General features: G+C 72.9%; 21 protein-coding genes. 14 read left to right on the forward strand and 7 right to left on the reverse strand.

The genetic code is table 11. The features are described 5' to 3' along the window. The first annotated feature begins 6 nt into the window (after positions 1–6). The 7 genes from J2X60_RS03500 (at position 7) to J2X60_RS03530 (ending at position 9,195) form a co-directional block, all read left to right on the forward strand. A complete protein-coding gene (locus J2X60_RS03500) occupies positions 7–1,692 on the forward strand; it encodes a bifunctional 3'-5' exonuclease/DNA polymerase (RefSeq protein ID WP_309886520.1) in 1,686 nt (561 codons plus the stop codon). Positions 1,693–1,787: 95 nt separating this feature from the next. Beyond that, the gene (locus J2X60_RS03505) at positions 1,788–2,978 is read left to right on the forward strand and encodes a Fic family protein (RefSeq protein ID WP_070417600.1); all 1,191 of its coding nucleotides are present in this window, start codon (positions 1,788–1,790) and stop codon (positions 2,976–2,978) included. A gap of 41 nt (positions 2,979–3,019) precedes the next feature. Then, entirely contained in the window at positions 3,020–3,826 is an 807-nt protein-coding gene (locus tag J2X60_RS03510; protein WP_309886521.1) for a phosphatase PAP2 family protein, read from the forward strand. 10 nt (positions 3,827–3,836) lie between these two features. Next, positions 3,837–5,468, forward strand: coding sequence for a protein kinase domain-containing protein (locus J2X60_RS03515; RefSeq protein WP_309886522.1), 1,632 nt, complete (start codon positions 3,837–3,839; stop codon positions 5,466–5,468). A 47-nt stretch (positions 5,469–5,515) separates the two neighbouring features. Continuing rightward, positions 5,516–8,680: a GH92 family glycosyl hydrolase gene (locus J2X60_RS03520; RefSeq protein WP_309886523.1), complete on the forward strand. Its 3,165-nt coding sequence runs from the start codon at positions 5,516–5,518 to the stop codon at positions 8,678–8,680. A gap of 34 nt (positions 8,681–8,714) precedes the next feature. Further along, on the forward strand, positions 8,715–8,945 hold the full coding sequence (locus J2X60_RS03525; RefSeq protein ID WP_070417603.1) for a hypothetical protein: 231 nt from the start codon (positions 8,715–8,717) through the stop codon (positions 8,943–8,945). Positions 8,946–8,991: 46 nt separating this feature from the next. Next, entirely contained in the window at positions 8,992–9,195 is a 204-nt protein-coding gene (locus tag J2X60_RS03530; protein ID WP_309886524.1) for a hypothetical protein, read from the forward strand. Between the two features lie 131 nt (positions 9,196–9,326). On the opposite strand, the gene J2X60_RS03535 is transcribed toward J2X60_RS03530, so the two are convergent. The 4 genes from J2X60_RS03535 to J2X60_RS03550 all read right to left on the reverse strand — a co-directional run bounded on the left by J2X60_RS03535 (position 9,327) and on the right by J2X60_RS03550 (position 12,331). Next, a complete protein-coding gene (locus tag J2X60_RS03535) occupies positions 9,327–9,857 on the reverse strand; it encodes a GNAT family N-acetyltransferase (protein WP_309886525.1) in 531 nt (176 codons plus the stop codon). 23 nt (positions 9,858–9,880) lie between these two features. After that, complete coding sequence (locus J2X60_RS03540) at positions 9,881–10,819, reverse strand: aldo/keto reductase family oxidoreductase (RefSeq protein WP_092385400.1); 939 nt, start codon at positions 10,817–10,819, stop codon at positions 9,881–9,883. A 126-nt stretch (positions 10,820–10,945) separates the two neighbouring features. Then, on the reverse strand, positions 10,946–11,557 hold the full coding sequence (locus tag J2X60_RS03545) for a CG0192-related protein (RefSeq protein WP_309886526.1): 612 nt from the start codon (positions 11,555–11,557) through the stop codon (positions 10,946–10,948). Between the two features lie 18 nt (positions 11,558–11,575). Further along, positions 11,576–12,331 (reverse strand): SDR family oxidoreductase, encoded by a 756-nt coding sequence (locus J2X60_RS03550; RefSeq protein ID WP_309886527.1) that lies wholly within the window; start codon positions 12,329–12,331, stop codon positions 11,576–11,578. Between the two features lie 35 nt (positions 12,332–12,366). Here J2X60_RS03550 and J2X60_RS03555 point away from each other — a divergent pair, with 35 nt between their 5' ends. Beyond that, positions 12,367–13,176 carry a putative RNA methyltransferase gene (locus J2X60_RS03555; protein WP_309886528.1) on the forward strand — a complete coding sequence of 270 codons (810 nt, stop codon included), beginning with the start codon at positions 12,367–12,369 and terminating at the stop codon, positions 13,174–13,176. Between the two features lie 7 nt (positions 13,177–13,183). Here J2X60_RS03555 and J2X60_RS03560 read toward each other — a convergent pair whose 3' ends face one another. Both J2X60_RS03560 and J2X60_RS03565 read right to left on the reverse strand, forming a co-directional pair. Continuing rightward, entirely contained in the window at positions 13,184–13,687 is a 504-nt protein-coding gene (locus J2X60_RS03560; protein WP_309886529.1) for a hypothetical protein, read from the reverse strand. Between the two features lie 109 nt (positions 13,688–13,796). After that, a complete protein-coding gene (locus tag J2X60_RS03565) occupies positions 13,797–14,219 on the reverse strand; it encodes a VOC family protein (RefSeq protein ID WP_309886530.1) in 423 nt (140 codons plus the stop codon). A gap of 61 nt (positions 14,220–14,280) precedes the next feature. Here J2X60_RS03565 and J2X60_RS03570 point away from each other — a divergent pair, with 61 nt between their 5' ends. Genes J2X60_RS03570 through kdpC form a run of 6 tightly spaced genes read left to right on the forward strand, consistent with a single transcriptional unit; the run spans position 14,281 to position 19,955 of the window. Next, entirely contained in the window at positions 14,281–15,225 is a 945-nt protein-coding gene (locus J2X60_RS03570; protein WP_309886531.1) for a WYL domain-containing protein, read from the forward strand. A 57-nt stretch (positions 15,226–15,282) separates the two neighbouring features. Further along, complete coding sequence (locus tag J2X60_RS03575; RefSeq protein WP_309777464.1) at positions 15,283–15,456, forward strand: hypothetical protein; 174 nt, start codon at positions 15,283–15,285, stop codon at positions 15,454–15,456. Beyond that, the gene (gene kdpF, locus J2X60_RS03580; RefSeq protein WP_070417610.1) at positions 15,453–15,542 is read left to right on the forward strand and encodes a K(+)-transporting ATPase subunit F; all 90 of its coding nucleotides are present in this window, start codon (positions 15,453–15,455) and stop codon (positions 15,540–15,542) included. Before J2X60_RS03575 ends, kdpF begins: the two co-directional genes overlap by 4 nt. Then, complete coding sequence (kdpA, locus tag J2X60_RS03585) at positions 15,542–17,227, forward strand: potassium-transporting ATPase subunit KdpA (protein WP_309886532.1); 1,686 nt, start codon at positions 15,542–15,544, stop codon at positions 17,225–17,227. The genes kdpF and kdpA overlap by 1 nt, the downstream gene beginning before the upstream one ends. Positions 17,228–17,238: 11 nt before the next feature. Then, complete coding sequence (gene kdpB / locus J2X60_RS03590; protein WP_309886533.1) at positions 17,239–19,353, forward strand: potassium-transporting ATPase subunit KdpB; 2,115 nt, start codon at positions 17,239–17,241, stop codon at positions 19,351–19,353. Continuing rightward, positions 19,350–19,955 carry a potassium-transporting ATPase subunit KdpC gene (gene kdpC / locus J2X60_RS03595; protein ID WP_309886534.1) on the forward strand — a complete coding sequence of 202 codons (606 nt, stop codon included), beginning with the start codon at positions 19,350–19,352 and terminating at the stop codon, positions 19,953–19,955. The genes kdpB and kdpC overlap by 4 nt, the downstream gene beginning before the upstream one ends. Before the next feature lie 8 nt (positions 19,956–19,963). Here kdpC and J2X60_RS03600 read toward each other — a convergent pair whose 3' ends face one another. Further along, positions 19,964–20,728: an Abi family protein gene (locus J2X60_RS03600; protein WP_309886535.1), complete on the reverse strand. Its 765-nt coding sequence runs from the start codon at positions 20,726–20,728 to the stop codon at positions 19,964–19,966. Between the last annotated feature and the right edge of the window lie 14 nt (positions 20,729–20,742).

Raw genomic sequence — 20,742 nt, forward strand, 5'->3', positions numbered from 1 at the left:
CGTTCCGTGCACCTCGTCCTCCGCCGCGTCGACGGCGGCGTCCTCGCGACGCCCCTGACCGACGCGGGGACCGCAGACGGCGAGCCGATCCGGGTGGACGAGCCGCGCCTCCCGGCGTTCGTCGCGTCCCGGGACGCGCCCGACGTGCGCTGGGTGTGGGACGACACCGCGCGCTGGTACCCGGCCGTGCTCGCGGCCGGCGGCCGGGTCGGACGCTGCATCGACCTGCGCCTGTGCCGCCGCATCCTGCGATCGGCCCTCGCGGCACGGGACACCGCGCTCGCCGCCGCGCCCGTCGACGCGTGGGACGCCGCCGTCCAGGAGGCGCGGGTCACCCGCCCGACGCACGCCCGCCTCTTCGACGACGCGCTCTTCGACGTGTCGCCCCCCGACGACGAGCTGGACCCGGTGGCAGAGCTGCGGGAGCAGCTCGACGCGGTCGCGTCGTCGACCGCGCCGGGTGCGCTGCGGCTCTTGGTGACGGCGGAGTCCGCCGGCGCGCTCGTGGCGGCGGAGATGCTCCACGCCGGGCTGCCCTGGCGCGCCGACGTGCACGAACGACTGCTCGAGGACGCGCTCGGACCGCGGGTGCCGTACGGCGTGCGCCCTCGGCGGCTCGAGGAGATCGCGGCCGTCGTGCGCGAGCGGCTCGGTGACCCGTCGCTCAACCCGGACTCGCCCGCCGACGTCCTGAAGTCCCTGCGCCGAGCCGGCCTGATGGTCACGAGCACACGGAAGTGGGAGCTGCAGGAGATCGAGCACCCGGTCATCGAACCGCTGCTCGAGTACAAGCGGCTCGCCCGGCTGCTGACCGCGAACGGCTGGACCTGGCTCGACGAGTGGGTGCACGACGGTCGGTTCCACCCGAAGTACCTGGTCGGAGGGGTCGTCACCGGGCGCTGGGCGGCCGACGGCGGGGGAGCGATGCAGCTGCCGAAGGGCATCCGCGCCGCCGTGGTCGCGGACGACGGGTGGAAGCTCGTGGTGGCCGACGCGGCACAGCTGGAGCCCCGGGTGCTCGCGGCGATGGCCGGCGACCGGGCGATGGCGGCGGCCGGCGACGGGCGCGACCTGTACGACGGCGTCGTGGCCTCCGGAGCGGTCGAGACCCGGCAGCAGGCCAAGGGCGCGATGCTCGGCGCGATGTACGGGGCGACCCAGGGCGAGGGCGGGCGGCTCGTCCCGCGGCTCGAGCGGGCGTTCCCGGCCGCCCTCGGACTCGTCAGCCGGGCAGCCCGGGCGGGGGAGCGGGGCGAACCCGTGACGACGTTGCTCGGCCGGACGTCACCGGTGCCGGACGCCTCGTGGTTCGCGGCGCGGAACCAGGCCTACACGGTCGAGGGGACGCCGGCGATGCAGCGGGCGGCGGAGTCGCGGGCACGGAGCTGGGGGCGGTTCACCCGGAACTTCATCGTGCAGGGCACCGCTGCCGAGTGGGCGCTGGCGTGGATGGGGTCGTTGCGCTCGCGGCTCGCCGAGCGCTTCCGGGGGCCGGTGACGGACGGCCCGCACCTGGTGTTCTTCGTGCACGACGAGATCGTGGTGCACACCCCGGCCGAGCACGCCGAGTGGGTGGCCGAGCAGATCCGGGCCGCCGCCGCCGACGCCGGGCGACTGCTGTTCCGCGACTTCCCGGTGGTGTTCCCGCTCTCGGTGGCGGTCGTCGACGACTACGGCGCCGCGAAGGACTGACGAAGACTTGAACCACCTGGCGATGATGCAAGTACCAGGCTTGTTGATTGAACATGTTCTCTCGTGATTCAAGTCCTGGCGCCTAAACTCGTCAGGTGAACATCGCCCGCTTCCGCGACAGCCCGCTCGGTGCGCTCGTACCGGTCGGCGGTGTCGACGGTCGCACCGGCTTGCGGTACGACCACTTCGGTTTCTCGCCGCACCCGCTCGGGGATGCCCCACCGCTCAGCGGGAGTACTTGGGCCGCTGTCTCGCGGGCGAACCGTGCGCTGGGCCGGCTCGAACAGGGCGCCGTCCTGCTTCCGAACCCCGGGATCCTCCGCCAACCGACCCTCCGACGCGAGGCACAGAGCACGTCAGCGCTCGAGGGGACGTTCGCGCCGCTGGACGACGTGCTCGCAGCCGAGGCGGTCGGGGGGAGCGGGCGCTCGGCTGCCCTGTCCGAGGTGCTGAACTACGTCGAGACCGCCGAGCGGGCCTTCGACTGGGTCGCGACCGCGCCGGTCACCCTCGGTCTCCTGGAGGAACTACAGGGGCTGCTCGTCCGCGGCACGGCTGCCGACACCGGGCAGGCAGGACGCGTCCGTGAGGTCCCGGTCGCGATCGGCACCCGTGGTGGCGGCATCGAGGACGCGCGGTTCGTCCCGATGCCACCCGGTACTGGGTTGCGCGCGGCGCTCACGGACCTCGTGCACTGGATCGAGGATGCCGGCGATCGGCAGGAGGATCCGGTCCTCGCAACGGCGATGGCGCACTACCAGTTCGAGACCATCCACCCGTTCAACGACGGCAACGGTCGGCTCGGTCGGCTCCTGATCGTCCTGCAGCTGATGCGTGCGGGAGTGCTGACCGAGCCGCTCCTGAGCGTGTCCCCGTGGTTCGAGGCGCGAAGAGAGCGGTACCAGGACCACCTGGCCGAGGTCAGCGCGTCCGGGGACTGGGACGCCTGGGTGCGGTTCTTCGCCGATGGCATCGAGCAGTCGGCGATCGACACCGGCACGCGCATGACCGAGCTGCTCGCCGTCCAGGCCGAGTACCGCGAGCGCATCCGCGCGAGCGGCGGACGCGGGATGGTGCTGGAGATCGCTGACTTCCTCATCGGTACGCCGTTCGTCTCGATCCCGATGCTCGCAGCGGCGACGGGCAGGACGTACCAGGCCGCGAGCAACGCCGTGGCGAAGCTGTGCGAGCTGGGCATCCTCAGCGAGGTGGAGCGCCAGGGGATCAGGGTCTTCCGCGCGTCGAACGTCGTGGCCGTCACGATGCGTCCACCGGCACTCCGCTGACCTCCCGCACCCGCACACCGGGACTCGGGCAGGGTGGGTTGATGCAGACCGATCACCCCGAGGCCCCCGACCAGCGCGTCGGCGACGTCGACCTCACGACGTGGCGCACCCGCGCCGGCCGGGCGTCCGCGGACGGCTGGGCAGCGCTCGGCCACCGCTGGGGTGCGCTCCCGCTGCTCGTGGTCACCCTCGCGATCGGCATCGGGGTCGCCGTGACCGCCACCTGGGCGGCGTCCGAGGTCTACGACGCCGTGCGCGAGGCCGACGACGTCGCCGTGCTCGACCGCCCCGTGCTCGACTGGATGCTCACGCTCCGGTCGCCGACGGCCGACACCCTCGTGACCTGGTGGACGGACGTCGCCGGCACCATCGGGATGCCGATCGTCGCCCTGGGGTTCCTCGTCGGGTTCACGATCCAGCGTCGTGCCTGGACGCCCCTCGTGCTGCTCGTCGCGGCCTCGGGCGGGTCCCTGCTCATGACGATCGCGGGCAAGGACCTCATCGGCCGTGCCCGCCCGCCGCTGCGCGATGCCGTCCCGCCGTACGAGCACTCGCCGTCGTTCCCGTCCGGGCACACGCTCAACGCGACCGTCATCGTCGGGACGATCGTGTACCTGCTGCTCCTCCGGCAGTCGAAGCTCGTGACCCGGGTGCTGACGATCGTCGCCGGCACCGTCTTCGTCGTCTCGGTCGGCATCTCGCGGGTGTTCCTCGGCCACCACTGGCTGACCGACGTCCTGGCGGCGTGGGCGTTCGGGCTCGCCTGGCTCGCGCTGGTGATCACGGCGCACCGGCTCTACCTCACGGCGCTCCGCCGCGGTGCGCGACCCGTCAGGTCGTCCCGGTAGGTTGCCCCGCATGGAAGAACGGGTATTCGGCGGTCGGTACCGCGTCACGGGAACGCTCGGGCACGGCGGCATGGCCTCCGTCTACCGAGCGGTCGACGAGCAGCTCGGGCGTGAGGTGGCGGTCAAGGTCTTCCGCATCGGAGCGGTCGACCACGGCGAACGCGCCCGTGCCGAGGCGGAGATCCAGACCCTCGCGGCGCTCCGCAGCCCGGCACTCGTGACCCTGTACGACGCCGCGCTCGACGACGTCGACGGCGACTCGTACCTCGTGATGGAACTCGTCCCGGGCAGCGACCTCGCGACGCGACTGCGCGAGGGGCCGCTCGACCGTGCCACCGCCGCCGGTGTCGGGGCGCAGGTCGCGGACGGCCTCGCGGCGGCGCACGCGCAGGGCATCGTCCACCGCGACGTGAAGCCGGCGAACGTGCTGCTCGAGAGCGACGGCGTCCACGTCAAGCTCGCGGACTTCGGCATCGCCCTGCTGCGGGACGGCGCCCGGGCCACCCAGACCGGCACGGTGATGGGCACGGCGGCGTACATCGCACCGGAGCAGGTCCTGGCGCAGCCGATCACCGGCAAGGCCGACGTGTACGCGCTCGGGCTCATGCTCCTCGAGGCGCTCACCGGCAAGCAGCCGTTCCCGGGCAGCGCGGTCGAGTCCGCGACCGCTCGCCTCACCCGCGGTCCGGAGATCGACCCACACCTGCCCACCGCCTGGCGCACGCTCCTGCACGTCATGACCGCGCAGGACCCGGCGGACCGGCCCTCGGCGGCCGAGGCGGCACAGCGACTCCGTGCGCTCGGCCACGACGACGCCGCTCCGGCCACGCAGCTCCTCCCAGGCGGCCCCGGCACGGTCACGCCGGCCGTGGCGGGTGCGGCGGCCGGTGCCGCGGCGGCGGGCGCTGCGGGTGCCGCCCGTGCGGACGAGGCGACGCAGGCGATGCCGGCGAGTCGCGCCTCCGGGGCCGACGACGCCACGCGAGCCATGCCGACCGCGCAGCCCGGCGGCGCCGACGACGCGACGCGCGTCCTGGACGCGCAGCGGCCGAACGCCTCCGACGACGTCGCGACCACGGTGCTCGGCGCGCAGGGGGGCCGCAGTGCGGACGGCGCGACCGGAGCGGTCGGCCGTGCCGGAGGCCCGCGTGGCCCGGTCTCGGCACCCCCGGCACCGGCGCCGGACGACCGACCTCGGCGCCGACGCGGGCCGATCATCGCCGCCGTGGTGATCGGTGTGCTCGTGCTCGCCGGCATCGTCGTCGCCGTGTTCGCCCTGAACGGGGACGACGGGTCGACGCCGGCACCGACCGAGTCGAGCTCGCCCTCGACCGGCGACCAGCAGCCGAGTGAGCCGGCGGAGCAGCCGTCCGAGCCGGCGGAGCAGCCCTCCGAACCGGCCGAGCAGCCGTCCGAGCCCGCACAGCAGCCGTCCGAACCGGCCGAGCAGCCGTCCGAGCCGGCACAGCCGAGCGACCCGGCGGACGACCCCTCGGTGGGGCCGCAGCCGTCGAGTCCGGCGTCCAACCCCGTGCAGGCTCCGCAGGACGGCGCCGACCCGGCCGTCGACACCAGTGGTCCGGGCGGCTCCGGCTCCGGCCCGGGGAACTCGGCGAACGCACCGGGGCACAACAAGGGCTGACACGCCGAGGGTTTTCCTCCAGACGGTGGACCAAATACGCTGGGCCGGTGCGAGAACTCCAACGGAGCGGTGGCCCGACGACGGCCGTCGCCGCGCGGAACGGTGTCGGCTTCGGTTCGGCGGAGGGCTGGCTGGTCGAACGACCGGCGGGTGAGCACGTCGCCGCCGCGGTCGTCCCCGGGTTCGCCGGTCGGACGATCGAGTCGGGTGACGAACTCTCGTGGGTGTGGTTCCCGGAGCGCGTGCTGCCGGACGGTGCGACGGAACCCACCGAGGACGACCTGCCGCACTTCTGGGACGCGACGGCGTTCGCGCTCGACCTGGTCTGTACCGACGGCACGCGGCTGAGCGACGCGGCGCGCGACCAGTACGGCGACACGCTCACGCCGGAGGCGCAGGACGCCGCGCGCAAGCAGTGGGTCGACCAGTGGAACCGTCGGGCGGTGGACCTCACGCCGCTCGCAGGCCGGGTCGTCGACCGCCTGGAGGCTCGGCTCGGCTCCGCCCCGCACCCCACCACCGCAGACCAGTCGCGCCCGCACCTCCGCGGCTGGCTCGACGCCGTCCGCATCGGGCCCGCGCGCCCCGTCCCGCGCACCCCGCTCGACCACGTCCGCACGACCCGCGGCACGCAGGCGTCCTCGCGGTTCTCCCGCGGCAACAACGCCCCGCTGGTCGGCATCCCGCACGGCGGGGTCTTCGGCCTGCCGATGACCGACGCCTCGAGCAACCGCTGGCCGTACGCATACCAGGAGCACGACCGCACCGACGCGACCGGCCGGGTCCGCCCGGCCATCCAGGCCTTCGCGACGAGCCACATCCCGTCACCGTGGATGGGGGACCGGGGCGTCTTCCAGGTCATGCCCTCCCCGCTCGACACCCCCGATCCTGACCGGGCCGCCCGCGCCCTCGGCTTCGACCACGACGACGAGCAGGACGGCCCGCACCGCTACCGGGTCGACCTCGACGAGTGCGTCACGGCCGAGATGACCGCGGGGGAGTTCGCCCTCGGCTTCCGGTTCACCGGCACCCGGAGCATCGTGCTCGACCACCACGGCCGGGTCTCGGACGTCTCGGTGACGGTCACGGACGGCACCGCCGTGGTCGAGGTCCTGCTCGACGACCGTCCGGGCACCCCGCCCCACTTCGTGCACGTCCGGGTCCCCGGGGTGACCGCCGACCACACCACCGTCGGCGAGCAGCAGCTCCGCGGCTGGTTGTCGCTGTCCGACCAGGCCGAGGGCACCGACGTGCTGCTCGGGATCTCCACGGTCTCGTTCGAGGACGCCCGCGCGAACCTCGACGCCGCCGGCCCGTTCGACACCATGCGCGCCCGTGCCGAGCAGCTCTGGACGGACGAGCTCGCCACGCTCTCCGTCGAGGGCGCGACCCCCGACCAGCTGACGAGCCTGTACTCGGGGCTCTACCGCCTGTTCCTCTACCCGAACCGTGCCGGCGAGACCGCGCGCGACGGGGTTCCCCGGCACCGCTCCCCGTACGGCTCCGTGCAGGCCGAGCCGATCCGCGACGAGCCCGGACCCGAGGTCGTCGACGGGCCGTTCACCACCACGAACGGCTTCTGGGACACCTACCGGACCGCCTGGCCGCTGCTCGCCCTGCTCACCCCGGAGACGGCGGGCGACCTCGCGCAGGGCTTCGTCGAGCACCACCACGACGGCGGGTGGACGCCCCGGTGGAGTGCCCCCGGCGCCGAGGACTGCATGACCGGCACCACGAGCGACACCGTCTTCGCGGACCTCGCGGTGAAGGGCGTCACCGGGTTCGACCTCGCGCAGGCGTACCGCAGCGCACTGCGGAACGCGACCGTCCCGCCGCGCGACGAGCGTGTCGGACGCAAGGGGAGCCTCCCGGGTGCCTTCCGAGGCCACGTCGACACCGCGACCCACGAGGGGATGAGCTGGACCCTCGACGCGGCCATCAACGACTGGGGCCTCGCCGTCATGGCGGGCCTGCTCGCCTCGCGCGCCCGGACACCCGCCGACCTCGCCCGCTACGAGGCAGAGTCGGAGTGGTTCGCCCGTCGCTCGCTGCAGTACCGGAACGTGTTCGACTCCGAACGGGGCTTCTTCATCGGGCGCGACCCCGACGGGTCGTGGCGGGTCGGCACCGAGTTCGACCCGCGGGACTGGGGCGACGACTACACCGAGACGAACGCGTGGGGGACCGCCTTCACCGCTCCGCACGACGGGTCCGGCGTCGTCGACCTGCACGGCGGCCCGTCCCGCTTCGACGCCGCGCTCGACGCGTTCTTCACCACCCCGGAGACCGGCGCGACCGTCCGCTCCGGCTCGTACGGCTTCCCGATCCACGAGATGACCGAGGCCCGCGACGTGCGGATGGGGATGCTCGGGCTCTCCAACCAGCCCGCGCACCACATCCCGTTCTTCCCGATGTTCACCGGGCGGCACGACGAGGCGCACCGCATCGTCCGCGAGGCGCTGCACCGGCTCTTCGTCGGGTCCGACCTCGGGCAGGGCTACCCCGGCGACGAGGACAACGGCGAGATGAGCGCCTGGTACGTCTTCGCGACGATCGGCCTCTACCCGCTGGCGCCGTCCACGGGCACCTACGTCCTCGTGCCGCCGTCGGTCCGCAGGACGGTGCTGCAGCAGCCGGGAGGCGCGCCCACCGTCATCGAGGTCGCCGACGGCTCCGAGGGCGCGTACGTCGCGTCGGTGACGGTCGACGGCTCACCCTGGACGTCGGTGAGCATCCCCCACTCGGTGGTGGTGTCGGCGTCGCGGATCGTGTTCACGCTGTCGCCCGAGCCGCAGGGCTGGGCATCGGACACCCGCCCGGTGTCCGCGTCCGACGTGCACGGGTACCGGGACACCCCCGTCGACCTGCTGCCGGTCGGCCTGTCGTCCGCCGACCTCCCGTCGCCCGCCTCCTCGCTCGTCGACGACACGGGGCGGACGGTCACGGCGCTCGCCGCGGGGACCTCGGTGTCGTTCGACGTCCCCGACGTCCCGACCTCGCTCTACACGGTCACCGCGGCGGAACCCGGGGTCCACTCGTGGGAGGCCGCGCTCGGGGACACCCGCGTCGCCGTGCAGGACGCCGTGTTCGACTGGGCCGGGCAGACCCGGGTGTTCCGGTTGCAGGGCTCCGGGACGGCCTTCACGTTCACGGCCGTCTCCGACCTGCCGCTCACCCAGCTCGAGCTGATCGCGGCGGACGGACAGCGTTGACCCGCCGTTCACCGGGCGGGGGCATGCTCGACCCATGTCGATGAGCACACCCTTCGATCCCGAACAGGACGGCCGCTCGATCCCCGTGGACGGCTCCGACGAGGACGAGCTGCAGATCGAGGAGGACCGCGGCGCCGACGTCGGCGAGGACTCCGCCGACCCGAGCGTCTCGCCGGTCCGTCACGACGACGAGGACGAGGCCGGCGGCGGCCCCGTGTTCCGACGTCCGCAGGCCGGCGACCGCCTGCACCCGGACGACCTCTGACGCGTTTCCAGGGCGATTGCCAAGCGGACCGGGCATGCTCGGGCGCATGTCGATCGCGAACTCGTGGGACCCGTCCGGTGGCCGAGCCATCCCCGAGGACCAGGTGAAGGAAGACGGCCTCGAGCTCGACGAGGAGTCGGCGGCCGAGCTCGGCATCACGTTCGACGTCGTCGGCGGGGCGTCGGCCGACCCCGCGGGGGTGTCGCCCGTGGACGTGGCGGTCCCGAGCGCCCCGATCGACGCCGACTGACCCGCGCCCCGCGCCCCGCGCGGCAGCGCCCGTGCTGCGCACAACCAAAAGCACCACGAACCGTGCGGAACCGCGGTTCGACGCGCGTTCGGTTGTGCGATGGCAAGCGACGCCGCGGGCCCCGCGCCGCGTCAGCGCCCGGCGGGCCCGCCGGGCACGCGGTACTTGAACCCGACGTGCGAGCCCGTGAACCCCAGCCGCTCGTAGAACCGGTGCGCGTCCGTCCGGTCTGCGTCCGAGGTCAACTGCACGAGCGGCGTCCCGAGTTCCCGGGCGGCGACCTCGGTCACCCACCGCATCACCGCGCTGCCGATCCCGCCCGACCGCACGCCACTGCTCACCCGGACCGCCTCGACGAGCAGCCGGGCGGATCCACGCCGGGCCATCCCGGGGATCCGCGTGAGCTGCAGCGTGCTGACGACGACTCCGCGCTCGTCCGTCACGACGAGGAGCGCGTTCGCCGGGTCCTCGACGATCGCCCGGAGCGCGGCGGCGTACAGCGGCTCGTCCTCCGGCGCGGCGACGTCCCCGCGTGCGGCACTGATCGGGTCGTCCGACAGCAGCGCCATCAGGGCGTCGAGGTCGTCGGGCGAGGCGTCCCGGACGCTGACCGGGCCGGAGCGGGCGACGAGGGGGACGGGCAGGGTGAGGTCGTGGAGCACAGGTCCCACCCTGCCCGATCCGCTCAGGGGACGGTGTGCCCCGCGGCGGTGAACACGCGGTACCACTCCTCGCGCGAGAGCACGACGTCCGACCCGGCGGCCGAGTCCCGGACGCGCTGCGGGTTCGTCGTGCCGAGGACGACCTGGAAGTGCGCCGGGTGGCGGGTGATCCACGCCACGGCGATGCCCGTCGGGGTGACCCCGTGCGCGGCCGCGAGCTCCTCGAGCACGTCGTTCAGCTCGGCGTAGTGCTCACGGTCGCCGAGGAAGACGCCGTCGAAGAAGCCCTTCTGGAACGGCGACCAGGCCTGCAGCGTGATGTCGTTGCTGCGCGAGTGGTTGAGGATGTCGTTGTCGCGGTCGATCGACTGGTCGAGGCCGCCCATGTTCGCCGTGACGCCCTGCGCGATGACGTTCGCGTGCGTGATGCTCAGCTGCACCTGGTTGAACGCGAGCGGCTGCCGCACCGAGCGGCGCAGCAGGTCGACCTGCCCCGGCGTGTGGTTCGAGACGCCGAAGTGGTGGACCTTGCCGGCGGCGTGCAGCTCGTCGAAGGCCTTCGCGACCTCTTCCGGCTCGACGAGGGCGTCGGGACGGTGCAGCAGCAGGACGTCGATGTGATCGGTCTGCAGCGCCGTGAGGGACTCGTGCACGGACTCGATGATGTGCTCGTACGAGAAGTCGAAGTACGCGCCGTTCGGGGTCGGGCGGATGCCGACCTTGGTCTGCAGCACGATCTCGGCGCGCTCGGCGGGGGAGAGCGTGACGGCCGAGCCGAAGCGCTCCTCGCAGCCGTGCCACCCGCCGTACACCGCGGCGTGGTCGAACATGGTCACGCCGGCGTCGCGCGAGGCGCGGTAGAGCGCGCGGATGTCCTCGTCGCTCATGTCGTTGATCCGCATCAGGCCGACGACGACGTCGGAGGCGGTGAGGTCCGTCTGTGGCAACTCCAGTGTCTTCACGCCCTCGATCCTGCCATCGGCGTGCCCGGGCAGGCAGGCCCTGTCCGTACCGGCATCGGTACGAGCGACGGACGGGAGGCGCGGCTCAGCCCCGCCACGGGCGTCGCGGCCGTCAGGTGGTCCGGTTCAGGGCACCAGGACCGCGAGCACGCCGGTCCCGTTGGCCCAGCTGCCGGTGAGCGTGCGACCAGCGGGCAGCTCCGCCCCGACGGCACGGGCGACGACGAGCGTCCCGTGGTCGGTCGCGACGGAGGTCAGGGCGCCGGAGGTCTGCGCGTCCACGGCCGTCACGGTGGGGGAGTCGGCGTCGGACCCGCTGCCCGATGCCGTCCCCTCGGCGTCCCACGCCCCGGATCCGTCGGCGCGCTCGAGGGTGGCCTCGTGCCCGCCCGTGGCGATCGCCCGGCGCAGGACGTCCGCGTACACCGGGTCGCCCACGGCGTCGTAGACCCAGCGTCGTCCGAGCACGGAGTGGTCCATCTCGGTCACGAGGAAGGCCTCGGCGCCGTCGAGCGGAGCGCCGCGGTAGGTCAGCGGCGCCTGGAGCACCCGGCCGTCCGTGGTGCGCACGAGGACCGTCTCGACGCCGACCTCGCCCGCGGGGTCGTCGAACCGGAACTTCCCCGCGATCGCGAGGTCGTCGCCGGCGGAGACCCCGCTCCAGGGCTGGTCCGGCAGCCAGGCGGCGAGCGCCTCGAGCTTCGACGGGCGGAGTTCTGCGCGGTGGATGACGGCCATGCCCCGACCGTACCGGGATCAGTGCACGGAGAACCCGCCGTCGATCGCGATCGACTGCCCCGTGACGTACGCCGAACCGGGGCCGGCGAGGAACACCGCGGCGGCGGCGAAGTCCGAGGCGAGCCCGTTCCGCCCGACCAGGGTCCGTGCCGCGAGGGCGGCGACGGTCGCGGGGTCGGCACCGAGCCGTTCGTTGAGCGGGGTCCGGACGAAACCGGGGACGAGGACGTTGGACGTGACCCCGTGCCCGGACCAGGCCTCTGCTTGGGACCGGGCCAGCGCCTCCAGGCCCGCCTTCGAGACCCCGTACGCGCCGCTGGCGGCGAAGGGTCGGTGCGCCTGCTGGGAGCTGATGCCGATGATCCGGCCGTACCCGCGAGCGGCCATGCCGGGCGCGAGCCGCTGCCCGAGCACGAACGGCGCGTCGAGGTTCACGGCCATCGTGGCGTCCCAGGTGTCCTCGTCGAGGTCGGCCATGGGCGGCCGCAGGTTGATCCCCGCGGAGTTGACGAGCACGTCGACATCGCCCGCAGTGTCGGCGAGGGCGTGGGCTCCGGCGCGCGTGGACAGGTCTGCGACGATGCCGTCGGCCGAGCCACCCGCCTGCCGGATCGCTGCGACGGTGGCGTCGATGGTCGCCGCGGTCCGGGCAGCGACGAGCACGTGTGCGCCGGCGTCTGCCAGTGCGACCGCGATGGCCTGTCCGATACCGGAACTGCCTCCCGTCACCAGGGCGGTGCGTCCGTCGAGGCCGAAGAGCTGCTGCAGCGACATCCGGCCAGGCTAGCGAGGCCCCGTACGCTGGGCCGGTGCGTGACGACCTGCTGCCGATGCTCGCCTGCCCCGTCTGCGCCGAGCCCCTCGGCCGTGTCGACGGTGGCCAGGTCGGCTGCGCCACGGGCCACCGGTTCGACGAGGCCAAGCAGGGGCACCTCACGCTGCTGCCCGCGAAGCGTCGTGCGCTGACGGCGGACACCCCGGAGATGGTCGACGCCCGACTCCGCTTCCTGGGGCGGGGGCACTACGCACCGGTCGAACGGGCCGTGGCCCGGGCGGTCGCGTCCGTGGACGTGCCCGGTGTCGTCCTCGACGTGGGGTCCGGGCCGGGCACGTACCTCGCGCACGCGCTCGAGGCCGTCTCGCGGCTCGGGGTCGCGCTCGACCTGTCCGCGGTCGCGATCCGACGGGCCGCTCGCATCCACGAGCGTGCGGGGGCCGTCGTCGGGGACGTGACCGAGCGCCTCCCGGTCGTCGACGGCGCAGCCGCGGTCGTGCTGGACGTCTTCGCGCCACGCAACCAGACGGAGTACGCGCGGGTGCTGCACCCCGACGGCCTCCTCGTGGTGGTGACCCCGCGCACCGGACACCTGGCGGAGCTGGCCGAGGCGACGATCACGGTGGACCCCGAGAAGGAACGGCGGCTGCACGACTCCCTCACGCCCGCGTTCGAGCAGCGGTCGGCCGAGGACCTCACGTGGACGATGGAGCTGTCCGCCGAGGACGTCCACGACGTGGTGCACATGGGGCCGAGCCACCACCACGTCGATCCGGAGCAGGTGTTCGCGCCGACGAGCGTCACCGCTGCCGTGACGGTCAGCACGTGGAGTCCCGCGCGCTGACCGCCCGTCACCGCGCCTGTCGCCGGGCGGTGTGGGCTCGACCACGTGCACGATCGACCGCGATCCCGATCCGGGCGAGCAGCAGCACGGCGCCGATTCCACCCGCGCCGATCGGCGTCACGAACAGCCCGAGGTCCATCCCCGGCAGCCGCCACCAGTCGATGGACCACGCCGCGACGACGGCGAACCCGAGCAGGAGCGCAGCGCGCCACCACCAGCGACCCGGCAGCTGTCCGACGCCGAGCGAAGCCAGTACCAGGAGTGCCCAGCACCCCTCCGGTGCGAACGACCGCGGGTCGTTCGTGCCGCAGCTGGACACGGCGCACTCCCACTCGACCTGGTCGGCCACGCCGGCGTACCAGCGGAACAGCAGGACGGCCGCGACGACGGCGAGGAGCGCCACCGGCGGGCCGGCCCAGCGCCACACCCGGCCGAACCGGGAGCGACGTCGACGCGCGGCCACCCACCCGTCGCCGAGCTCGTAGCCGGGCATCGGACGGAACTCGGGCATGCCGGCACGCTACCGGCGGTCGGATTTCGTGGGGAAGTGGCTCGGAAACGTCGTGGCGTGCGGCCCGGGGGTCGCCCCCGGGCCGCACAGCGGCGCTGATCGGTCGGCGCTACTCGGTCGGCGCCGCGACGTCGAGCGCCCAGATCACGCCGAAGCGGTCGCGGAGCTGCCCGGCCAGCGGTGCCCAGGCCGACGGACCGAGCGGCTGCCGGATCTCGGCCCCCTCGGACAGCGCCGCCCAGTACCGCTCGAGCTCGGCGGCGTCGTCGTCGCAGTGCACGTACACGTAGAAGGCGTTCGTCCCCTGGTCGTACGGCTGCCCCGGCCAGACGTCGAAGGCCATCACCCGCAGCCCGGCGTCGGTGGCGACCTGACCCCAGACGATGCGGTCGGCCCAGTCCGGCTCGTTCGAGGCGCCCATCGCGCCGTAGGTCATGGACGCGACCTCGCCGCCGAAGACCGAGGCGTAGAAGTCGAGGGCCGCGCGGGCCTGTCCGTCGAAGTTGAGGTGGGTTGTCGTTTCGATGCTCATGGGACCAGCATCCCGGGCATTGCGGTCAGATCCTGTCCGCTTCTCCACTGATACTGGAGGCATGTCCGGACCGTCCTCGCGCATGCTCGCGCTGCTCTCGCTGCTGCAGGTGCACCGGGACTGGCCCGGCGACGAGCTCGCCGGGCGGCTCGAGGTCAGCCCGCGCACGCTCCGCCGCGACGTCGACCGGCTCCGCGGCCTCGGCTACCGCGTGGAGGCACTGCGCGGCCCGGCCGGCGGGTACCGGCTGGCAGCGGGTGCGGACCTGCCCCCGCTGCTGTTCGACGACGACCAGGCGGTCGCGATCGCCATCGCGCTCGCCGTGGCGCCCGCGTCCGGCGCGGACATCGCCGAATCGGCCGCCCGGGCGCTCGCGACGGTGCGGCAGGTGATGCCCGCGCGACTGCGCACACGGGTGGATGCGATCGACGCGGTCACGTCGGCCGGCCGCACCCCCGTCGACCCGGAGGTCCTCGTCGCGGTGAGCGAAGCCGCCCACCTCGGCGAGGTCCTCCGCTTCGGGTACGGCCCCGACGAGACGCCCCACCGGGTCGAGCCGCACGCGGTGGTCGCCCGGAACGGCCGCTGGTACCTGCTCGACTGGGACCTCGACCGCGCGGACTGGCGCACCCACCGCGTCGACCGCATCACCCCGCGGATGCGGACGCGCGTGCCGTTCACGCCGCGTCCCGTGCCCGGTGGCGATCCGTCAGCGTTCGTGGCCGCGCGGTTCAAGGGGTCCGACCGCGAGGACGTCTGGCCGTGCATCGGCACCGCCGTCCTCGAGGTGACGGCCGAGACCGTCGCGCCGTACCTCCCCGACGACGCCGTGCTCGAGCCGCTCGGCCCGGACCGGTGCCGTCTCACGCGCGGCTCCTGGTCGTGGGAGGGCCTCGCGGCGGCGTTCGCCGGTGCCACCGCGGACTTCACCGTCGAGGGGCCCGACGAACTCCGTGCGGCGACGGCCGTGCTCGCCGAACGGCTGGGGCGAGCGAGCGGGCGTTAGTGACGCGCATGCGTGTGTCAGGAGCGCGTCAGGAAACCGTTAGGGACGGGTCTGGAGGTGCGGTGCCGGATCCAGCATCGGTTCGGCACCACACGTGGTGCCGTCCGCGTCGCCCGGCGCGGACCCCGTGAACCTCTGGAGTCCCTCGTGTTCGACGTCTTCGTCGTCGCCGGTGTCCTCGCCGTGTTCGGCGTGGTGGCACTCATCGCCAAGGCGGTGGAACGGCTGTGATCGTCATCACCATCGCCGCCGCCGTCCTCGGCGTCGCCTCGCTCGTGTACCTCGTCTGGGCCCTCGTGCGCCCGGAGAAGTTCTGATGAGCACCGCGGACACCTGGGCCGGGATCGTCCAGGTCGCCACCCTCGTGCTGCTGCTCGTCGTCGCCTACCGGCCGCTCGGCGACTGGATGGCGCGGGTGTTCACGCCGACGCGGCACAGCCGGATCGAGCGCGGGGTCTACCGGGTGATCGGCGTCGACCCCGATGCCGAGCAGTCGTGGCCCGCGTACCTGCGCGGCGTGCTGCTCTTCAGCGCCGTGGGGCTGCTGCTCGTGTACCTCCTGCAGCGCATCCAGGTCGTGCTGCCCGGCGACCTCGGGCTGCCGAACGTCGGTCCGTCGCTCGCGTTCAACACGGCGGCGTCGTTCGTCGCGAACACGAACTGGCAGTCGTACTCGCCGGAGGTCACCGTCGGGTACACGGTGCAGATGGCCGGCCTCGCGGTGCAGAACTTCCTCTCCGCGGCGGTCGGGCTCGCCGTCGCCGTGGCGCTCGTCCGCGGCTTCGCCCGTCGACGCTCCGGCACGCTCGGCAACGTCTGGGTGGACGTCGTCCGCGGGACCGGCCGGCTCCTGCTGCCGGGTGCGTTCGTGTTCGCGATCGTGCTCGTCGCCGGTGGTGTCATCCAGTCGTGGGGGAGCGGCACCGACGTCACGACCCTGGTCGGCGGGACGCAGCACATCCCGGACGGGTTCGTCGCCTCGCAGGAGGCCATCAAGGAACTCGGCACGAACGGTGGCGGCTACTTCAACGCGAACTCGGCGCACCCGTTCGAGAACCCGCAGGCGTGGACGAACCTCGTCGAGGTCTTCCTCATGCTCGTCATCCCGTTCTCGCTGCCGCGCACGTTCGGCCGCATGGTGGACGACGACCGTCAGGGCTACGCGATCCTCGCCGTGATGGGCGCGATCTTCCTGGTCTCGCTCTCGGTGATGTCGATCGCCGAGCTCGGCGGCGGCGGCAGCGCGACCCACGCCGCCGGGGCCGCCATGGAGGGCAAGGAGGTGCGGTTCGGCATCCTCGGTACGACGCTCTTCGGGACGACCTCGACCGCGACGTCGACCGGCGCCGTGAACGGCATGTTCGACAGCTTCACGCCGATCGGCGGGATGATGGCGCTCGTCAACATGATGCTCGGCGAGGTCACCCCCGGCGGCGTCGGCTCCGGGCTGTACGGGATGCTCGTGCTCGCGGTCATCACGGTGTTCATCGGTGGGCTGCTCGTCGGTCGGACCCCCGAGTACCTCGGCAAGAAGATCCGGGCCCGCGAGATGACCTTCGCGTCGCTCTACATCCTCGTCACCCCGACCCTGGTGCTCCTCGGCACCGGCCTGTCCCTGGTGCTCCCGGGCGTCCGCGAGCAGGTCGTCGGCACGTCGATCTTCAACCCGGGCAACCACGGTCTGTCCGAGCTCCTCTACGCCTTCACCTCGGGCGCGAACAACAACGGCTCGGCGTTCGGCGGCCTGACGGCGAACACGACGTGGATGAACTCCGCGCTCGGCGTCGTGATGCTGCTCGGCCGGTTCGTCCCGATGGTGTTCGTGCTGGCGCTCGCCGGGTCCCTCGCGACCCAGGACCGGGTGCCGGAGACCGTCGGCACGCTGCCCACGCACCGGCCGCTGTTCATCGTCCTGCTCGGCGGCGTCGCCGTCGTCGTGACCGCACTCACCTACTTCCCGGTGCTCGCACTGGGACCGCTCGCAGAAGCCCTCGCCCGATGAAAGCCGAGACCATGACCACCGCGACCTCCGAGCACGAGGCGACCAGCGCCTCCAGGCCGGCCACACGCTCGTCCGCCTTCGGACCCCGTCAACTCGTGGCGGGCCTCCCGGGTGCCCTGCGCAAACTCGACCCGCGACTGATGTGGCGGAATCCCGTCATGTTCATCGTCGAGGTCGGCGCCGCGCTGACGACGGCAGCAGCCGTCGTCGAGCCGTCCGCGTTCACCATCGCCATCGCCGTGTGGCTCTGGCTCACCGTCGTCTTCGCGAACCTCGCGGAGTCGGTGGCCGAGGGCCGGGGCAAGGCGCAGGCCGACACGCTGCGGAAGACCCGCTCGACCACGAGTGCCCGTCGGGTGCTCCGGTACGACCTGTCCGACGCGGCGGCGACCGGCAACGAGACCGAGGAGGTCGCGTCCGTCGACCTTGCCAAGGGCGACGTCGTGGTCGTGGTCGCGGGCGAGGTGATCCCGGGCGACGGCGACGTCGTGGACGGCATCGCGTCCGTCGACGAGTCGGCCGTGACCGGTGAGTCCGCCCCGGTCATCCGCGAGTCCGGCGGCGACCGGAGTGCCGTCACCGGCGGCACCCGGGTGCTCTCGGACCGCATCGTCGTGCGCATCACGTCGACCCCCGGAGAGACCTTCATCGACCGGATGATCCGGCTCGTCGAGGGTGCCGCCCGACAGAAGACGCCGAACGAGATCGCGCTGAACATCCTGCTCGCCTCGCTGTCGATCGTGTTCGTGATCGTCTGCCTGACGATGCAGCCGATCGCCGGGCTCGTCGGGGCGACCGTGAGCGTGCCGGTGCTCATCGCCCTGCTCGTCTGCCTCATCCCGACGACGATCGGTGCGCTGCTCTCCGCGATCGGCATCGCGGGCATGGACCGACTCGTGCAGCACAACGTCCTGGCGATGTCCGGCCGTGCGGTCGAGGCCGCCGGGGACATCACGACCCTGCTGCTCGACAAGACCGGGACGATCACGTACGGCAACCGTCGGGCGTCGCGCGTGGTGCCGGTCCCCGGTGTCACGGAGCCGGCCCTGATGGAGGCGGCCGCCCTGTCGTCCGCCGCGGACGGGACCCCCGAGGGGCGGTCCATCGTCGACCTCGCCGCGGGAGCGGGCGTCGCCCCGGACCTCCCTGTCGGTGCCGTCGAGGTGCCCTTCACCGCACAGACGCGCATGTCCGGCGTCGACCTGCCCGACGGCAGCTCCGTGCGCAAGGGTGCCGCGTCGGCAGTGCTCGCCTGGGCTGCAACCGGATCAGCCGGTGTCCCCGAGGCGGTCGCGCAGGCCATCGACGCCACGGTCGTCGAGGTCTCGGACCAGGGCGGTACCCCGCTCGTCGTCGGACGCCGCGCACCCTCCGGTGCGGTCACGCTGCTCGGGGTCGTCCACCTCAAGGACGTCGTCAAGGACGGCATGGCGGTACGGTTCGCCGAGCTGCGCGAGATGGGGATCCGCACGGTGATGATCACCGGCGACAACCCGCGCACCGCGAAGGCGATCGCCGCCGAGGCTGGTGTGGACGACTTCCTCGCCGAGGCCACGCCGGAGGACAAGCTCGCCCTGATCCGCAAGGAACAGGAGGGCGGGAACCTCGTCGCGATGACCGGTGACGGCACGAACGACGCCCCGGCCCTGGCGCAGGCGGACGTCGGCGTGGCGATGAACACCGGGACGACCGCGGCGAAGGAGGCCGGCAACATGGTCGACCTCGACTCGGACCCGACGAAGCTCATCGACGTCGTCCGGATCGGCAAGCAGCTGCTCATCACCCGCGGGGCGCTCACGACGTTCTCGATCGCGAACGACATCGCCAAGTACTTCGCGATCATCCCCGCGATGTTCCAGATGGCGTTCCCCGGGCTCGCCGCGCTCAACGTCATGGGGCTGCACAGTCCCGCGTCCGCGATCCTCAGCGCCGTCATCTTCAACGCGCTCGTGATCGTGGCGCTCATCCCGCTGTCCCTCCGCGGCGTCGCCTACCGCGCCGCCTCGGCATCGTCGATCCTCGGCCGGAACCTGCTCCTCTACGGGCTCGGCGGCGTGATCGTCCCCTTCATCGGCATCAAGCTCATCGACCTCGTGGTCGGTCTCATCCCGGGGTTCTCCTCATGACGTCTGCATCTCGTTCCTCCTTCCGCTCACTCGGGGTGGCCGTCCGGCTCACCCTGCTCAGCACCGTGGTGCTCGGCATCGCCTACCCGCTCGCGGTGTGGGGCGTCGGCCAGGCCGCGTTCCACGACCAGGCGAACGGCTCGATGGTGACGTCGTCGGACGGCACCGTCGTCGGGTCGTCGCTCATCGGGCAGTCGTTCGACGGCCGCGGAGCCGACCGGTGGTTCCAGTCGCGGCCGAGCGCCGCGGGGGAGAAGGGCTACGACGCCGGGGCGTCGAGCGGGTCGAACCTCGGGCCCTCGAACCCCGACCTCCTCCGCAGCGTGCAGGAGCGGCGTGCGGCGGTCGCGAAGGCCGACGGGGTCCCCGTCTCCGACGTGCCGGCGGACGCGGTGACGGCGTCGGGCTCCGGCCTCGACCCGGACATCAGCCCAGAGTACGCGCTGCAGCAGGTGTCCCGCGTGGCCGCTGCGCGGGGGATGTCGGAGTCGGCGGTGCGGACGCTCGTGGAGCAGCACACCGAGGCGCGGCAGCTCGGGTTCCTCGGCGAGCCCGTGGTGAACGTGCTCGAGCTGAACCTGGCGCTCGCGAAGGCGTCCTGACCGTGCCGTCACGCCGCTGCCCAGGTCGGCCGCCCGCCGATGCCGACGACCAGGTCGTCGTGCTCGTCGACGAGGCGCCGGACGGCTGCGGCGTGGCGGTCGCACGGTCCGACCGTCTCGGCGAGGTGGGCCAGGAGCTCGAGCGAGTGCACCGGGGTCCGCTTCGGCAGGCTCGACAGTCGTGCGACGAGGTCGGGTGGGGAGCCGAACGTCGGCGGCGGGATCCGGAACTTCCGGGCCCAGATCCGCGTGTGGTGCGCGCAGCAGTTGCGCACGTGCGTCAGGTGCTGCAGGCAGGGGCGGAGCGTCGCGGGTGGGAGCCGGAACGCTGCGGCGATCTCGTCGCGGGTGGCCGGCTCGACACCTGCGGCGATCCGGGACAGTTCGCCGAGGCTGAGCGCTTCGGCGAGCATCCCGAACGGGACGCGTTCGAACCGCCGCTCGCGCCATGCCGACCCGACGGCGGGATCGGCCGCGTGCTCGAGTGCCGATCGGACGCGGCGGAGCATCGCACCGTGGTCGAACGTCGCGCGGAAGGACCGCGGGTCGACGTACCAGCGAGATCCGTAACGGGCTCCGGCTGCGACGTCGAGCCGACCACGGAGCGCGAGTTCGACCTGCTCGACCAGACCGAGCGTGACCGATCGCAGCGAGCTGTCGAAGTCGTGCACCCGCCAGACCGAGGACGCGGAGTCGTCGAGCCCCTGCGCGTGCAACGCCTGCCGGAACTGCGCGTGGCGGTAGTGGGACATCGCGACCGTCGGGTCTGGCATCGATCGGCTCCGAG

The sequence above is a fragment of the Curtobacterium sp. 320 genome (assembly GCF_031455235.1).
Classification (GTDB): Bacteria; Actinomycetota; Actinomycetes; order Actinomycetales; family Microbacteriaceae; genus Curtobacterium.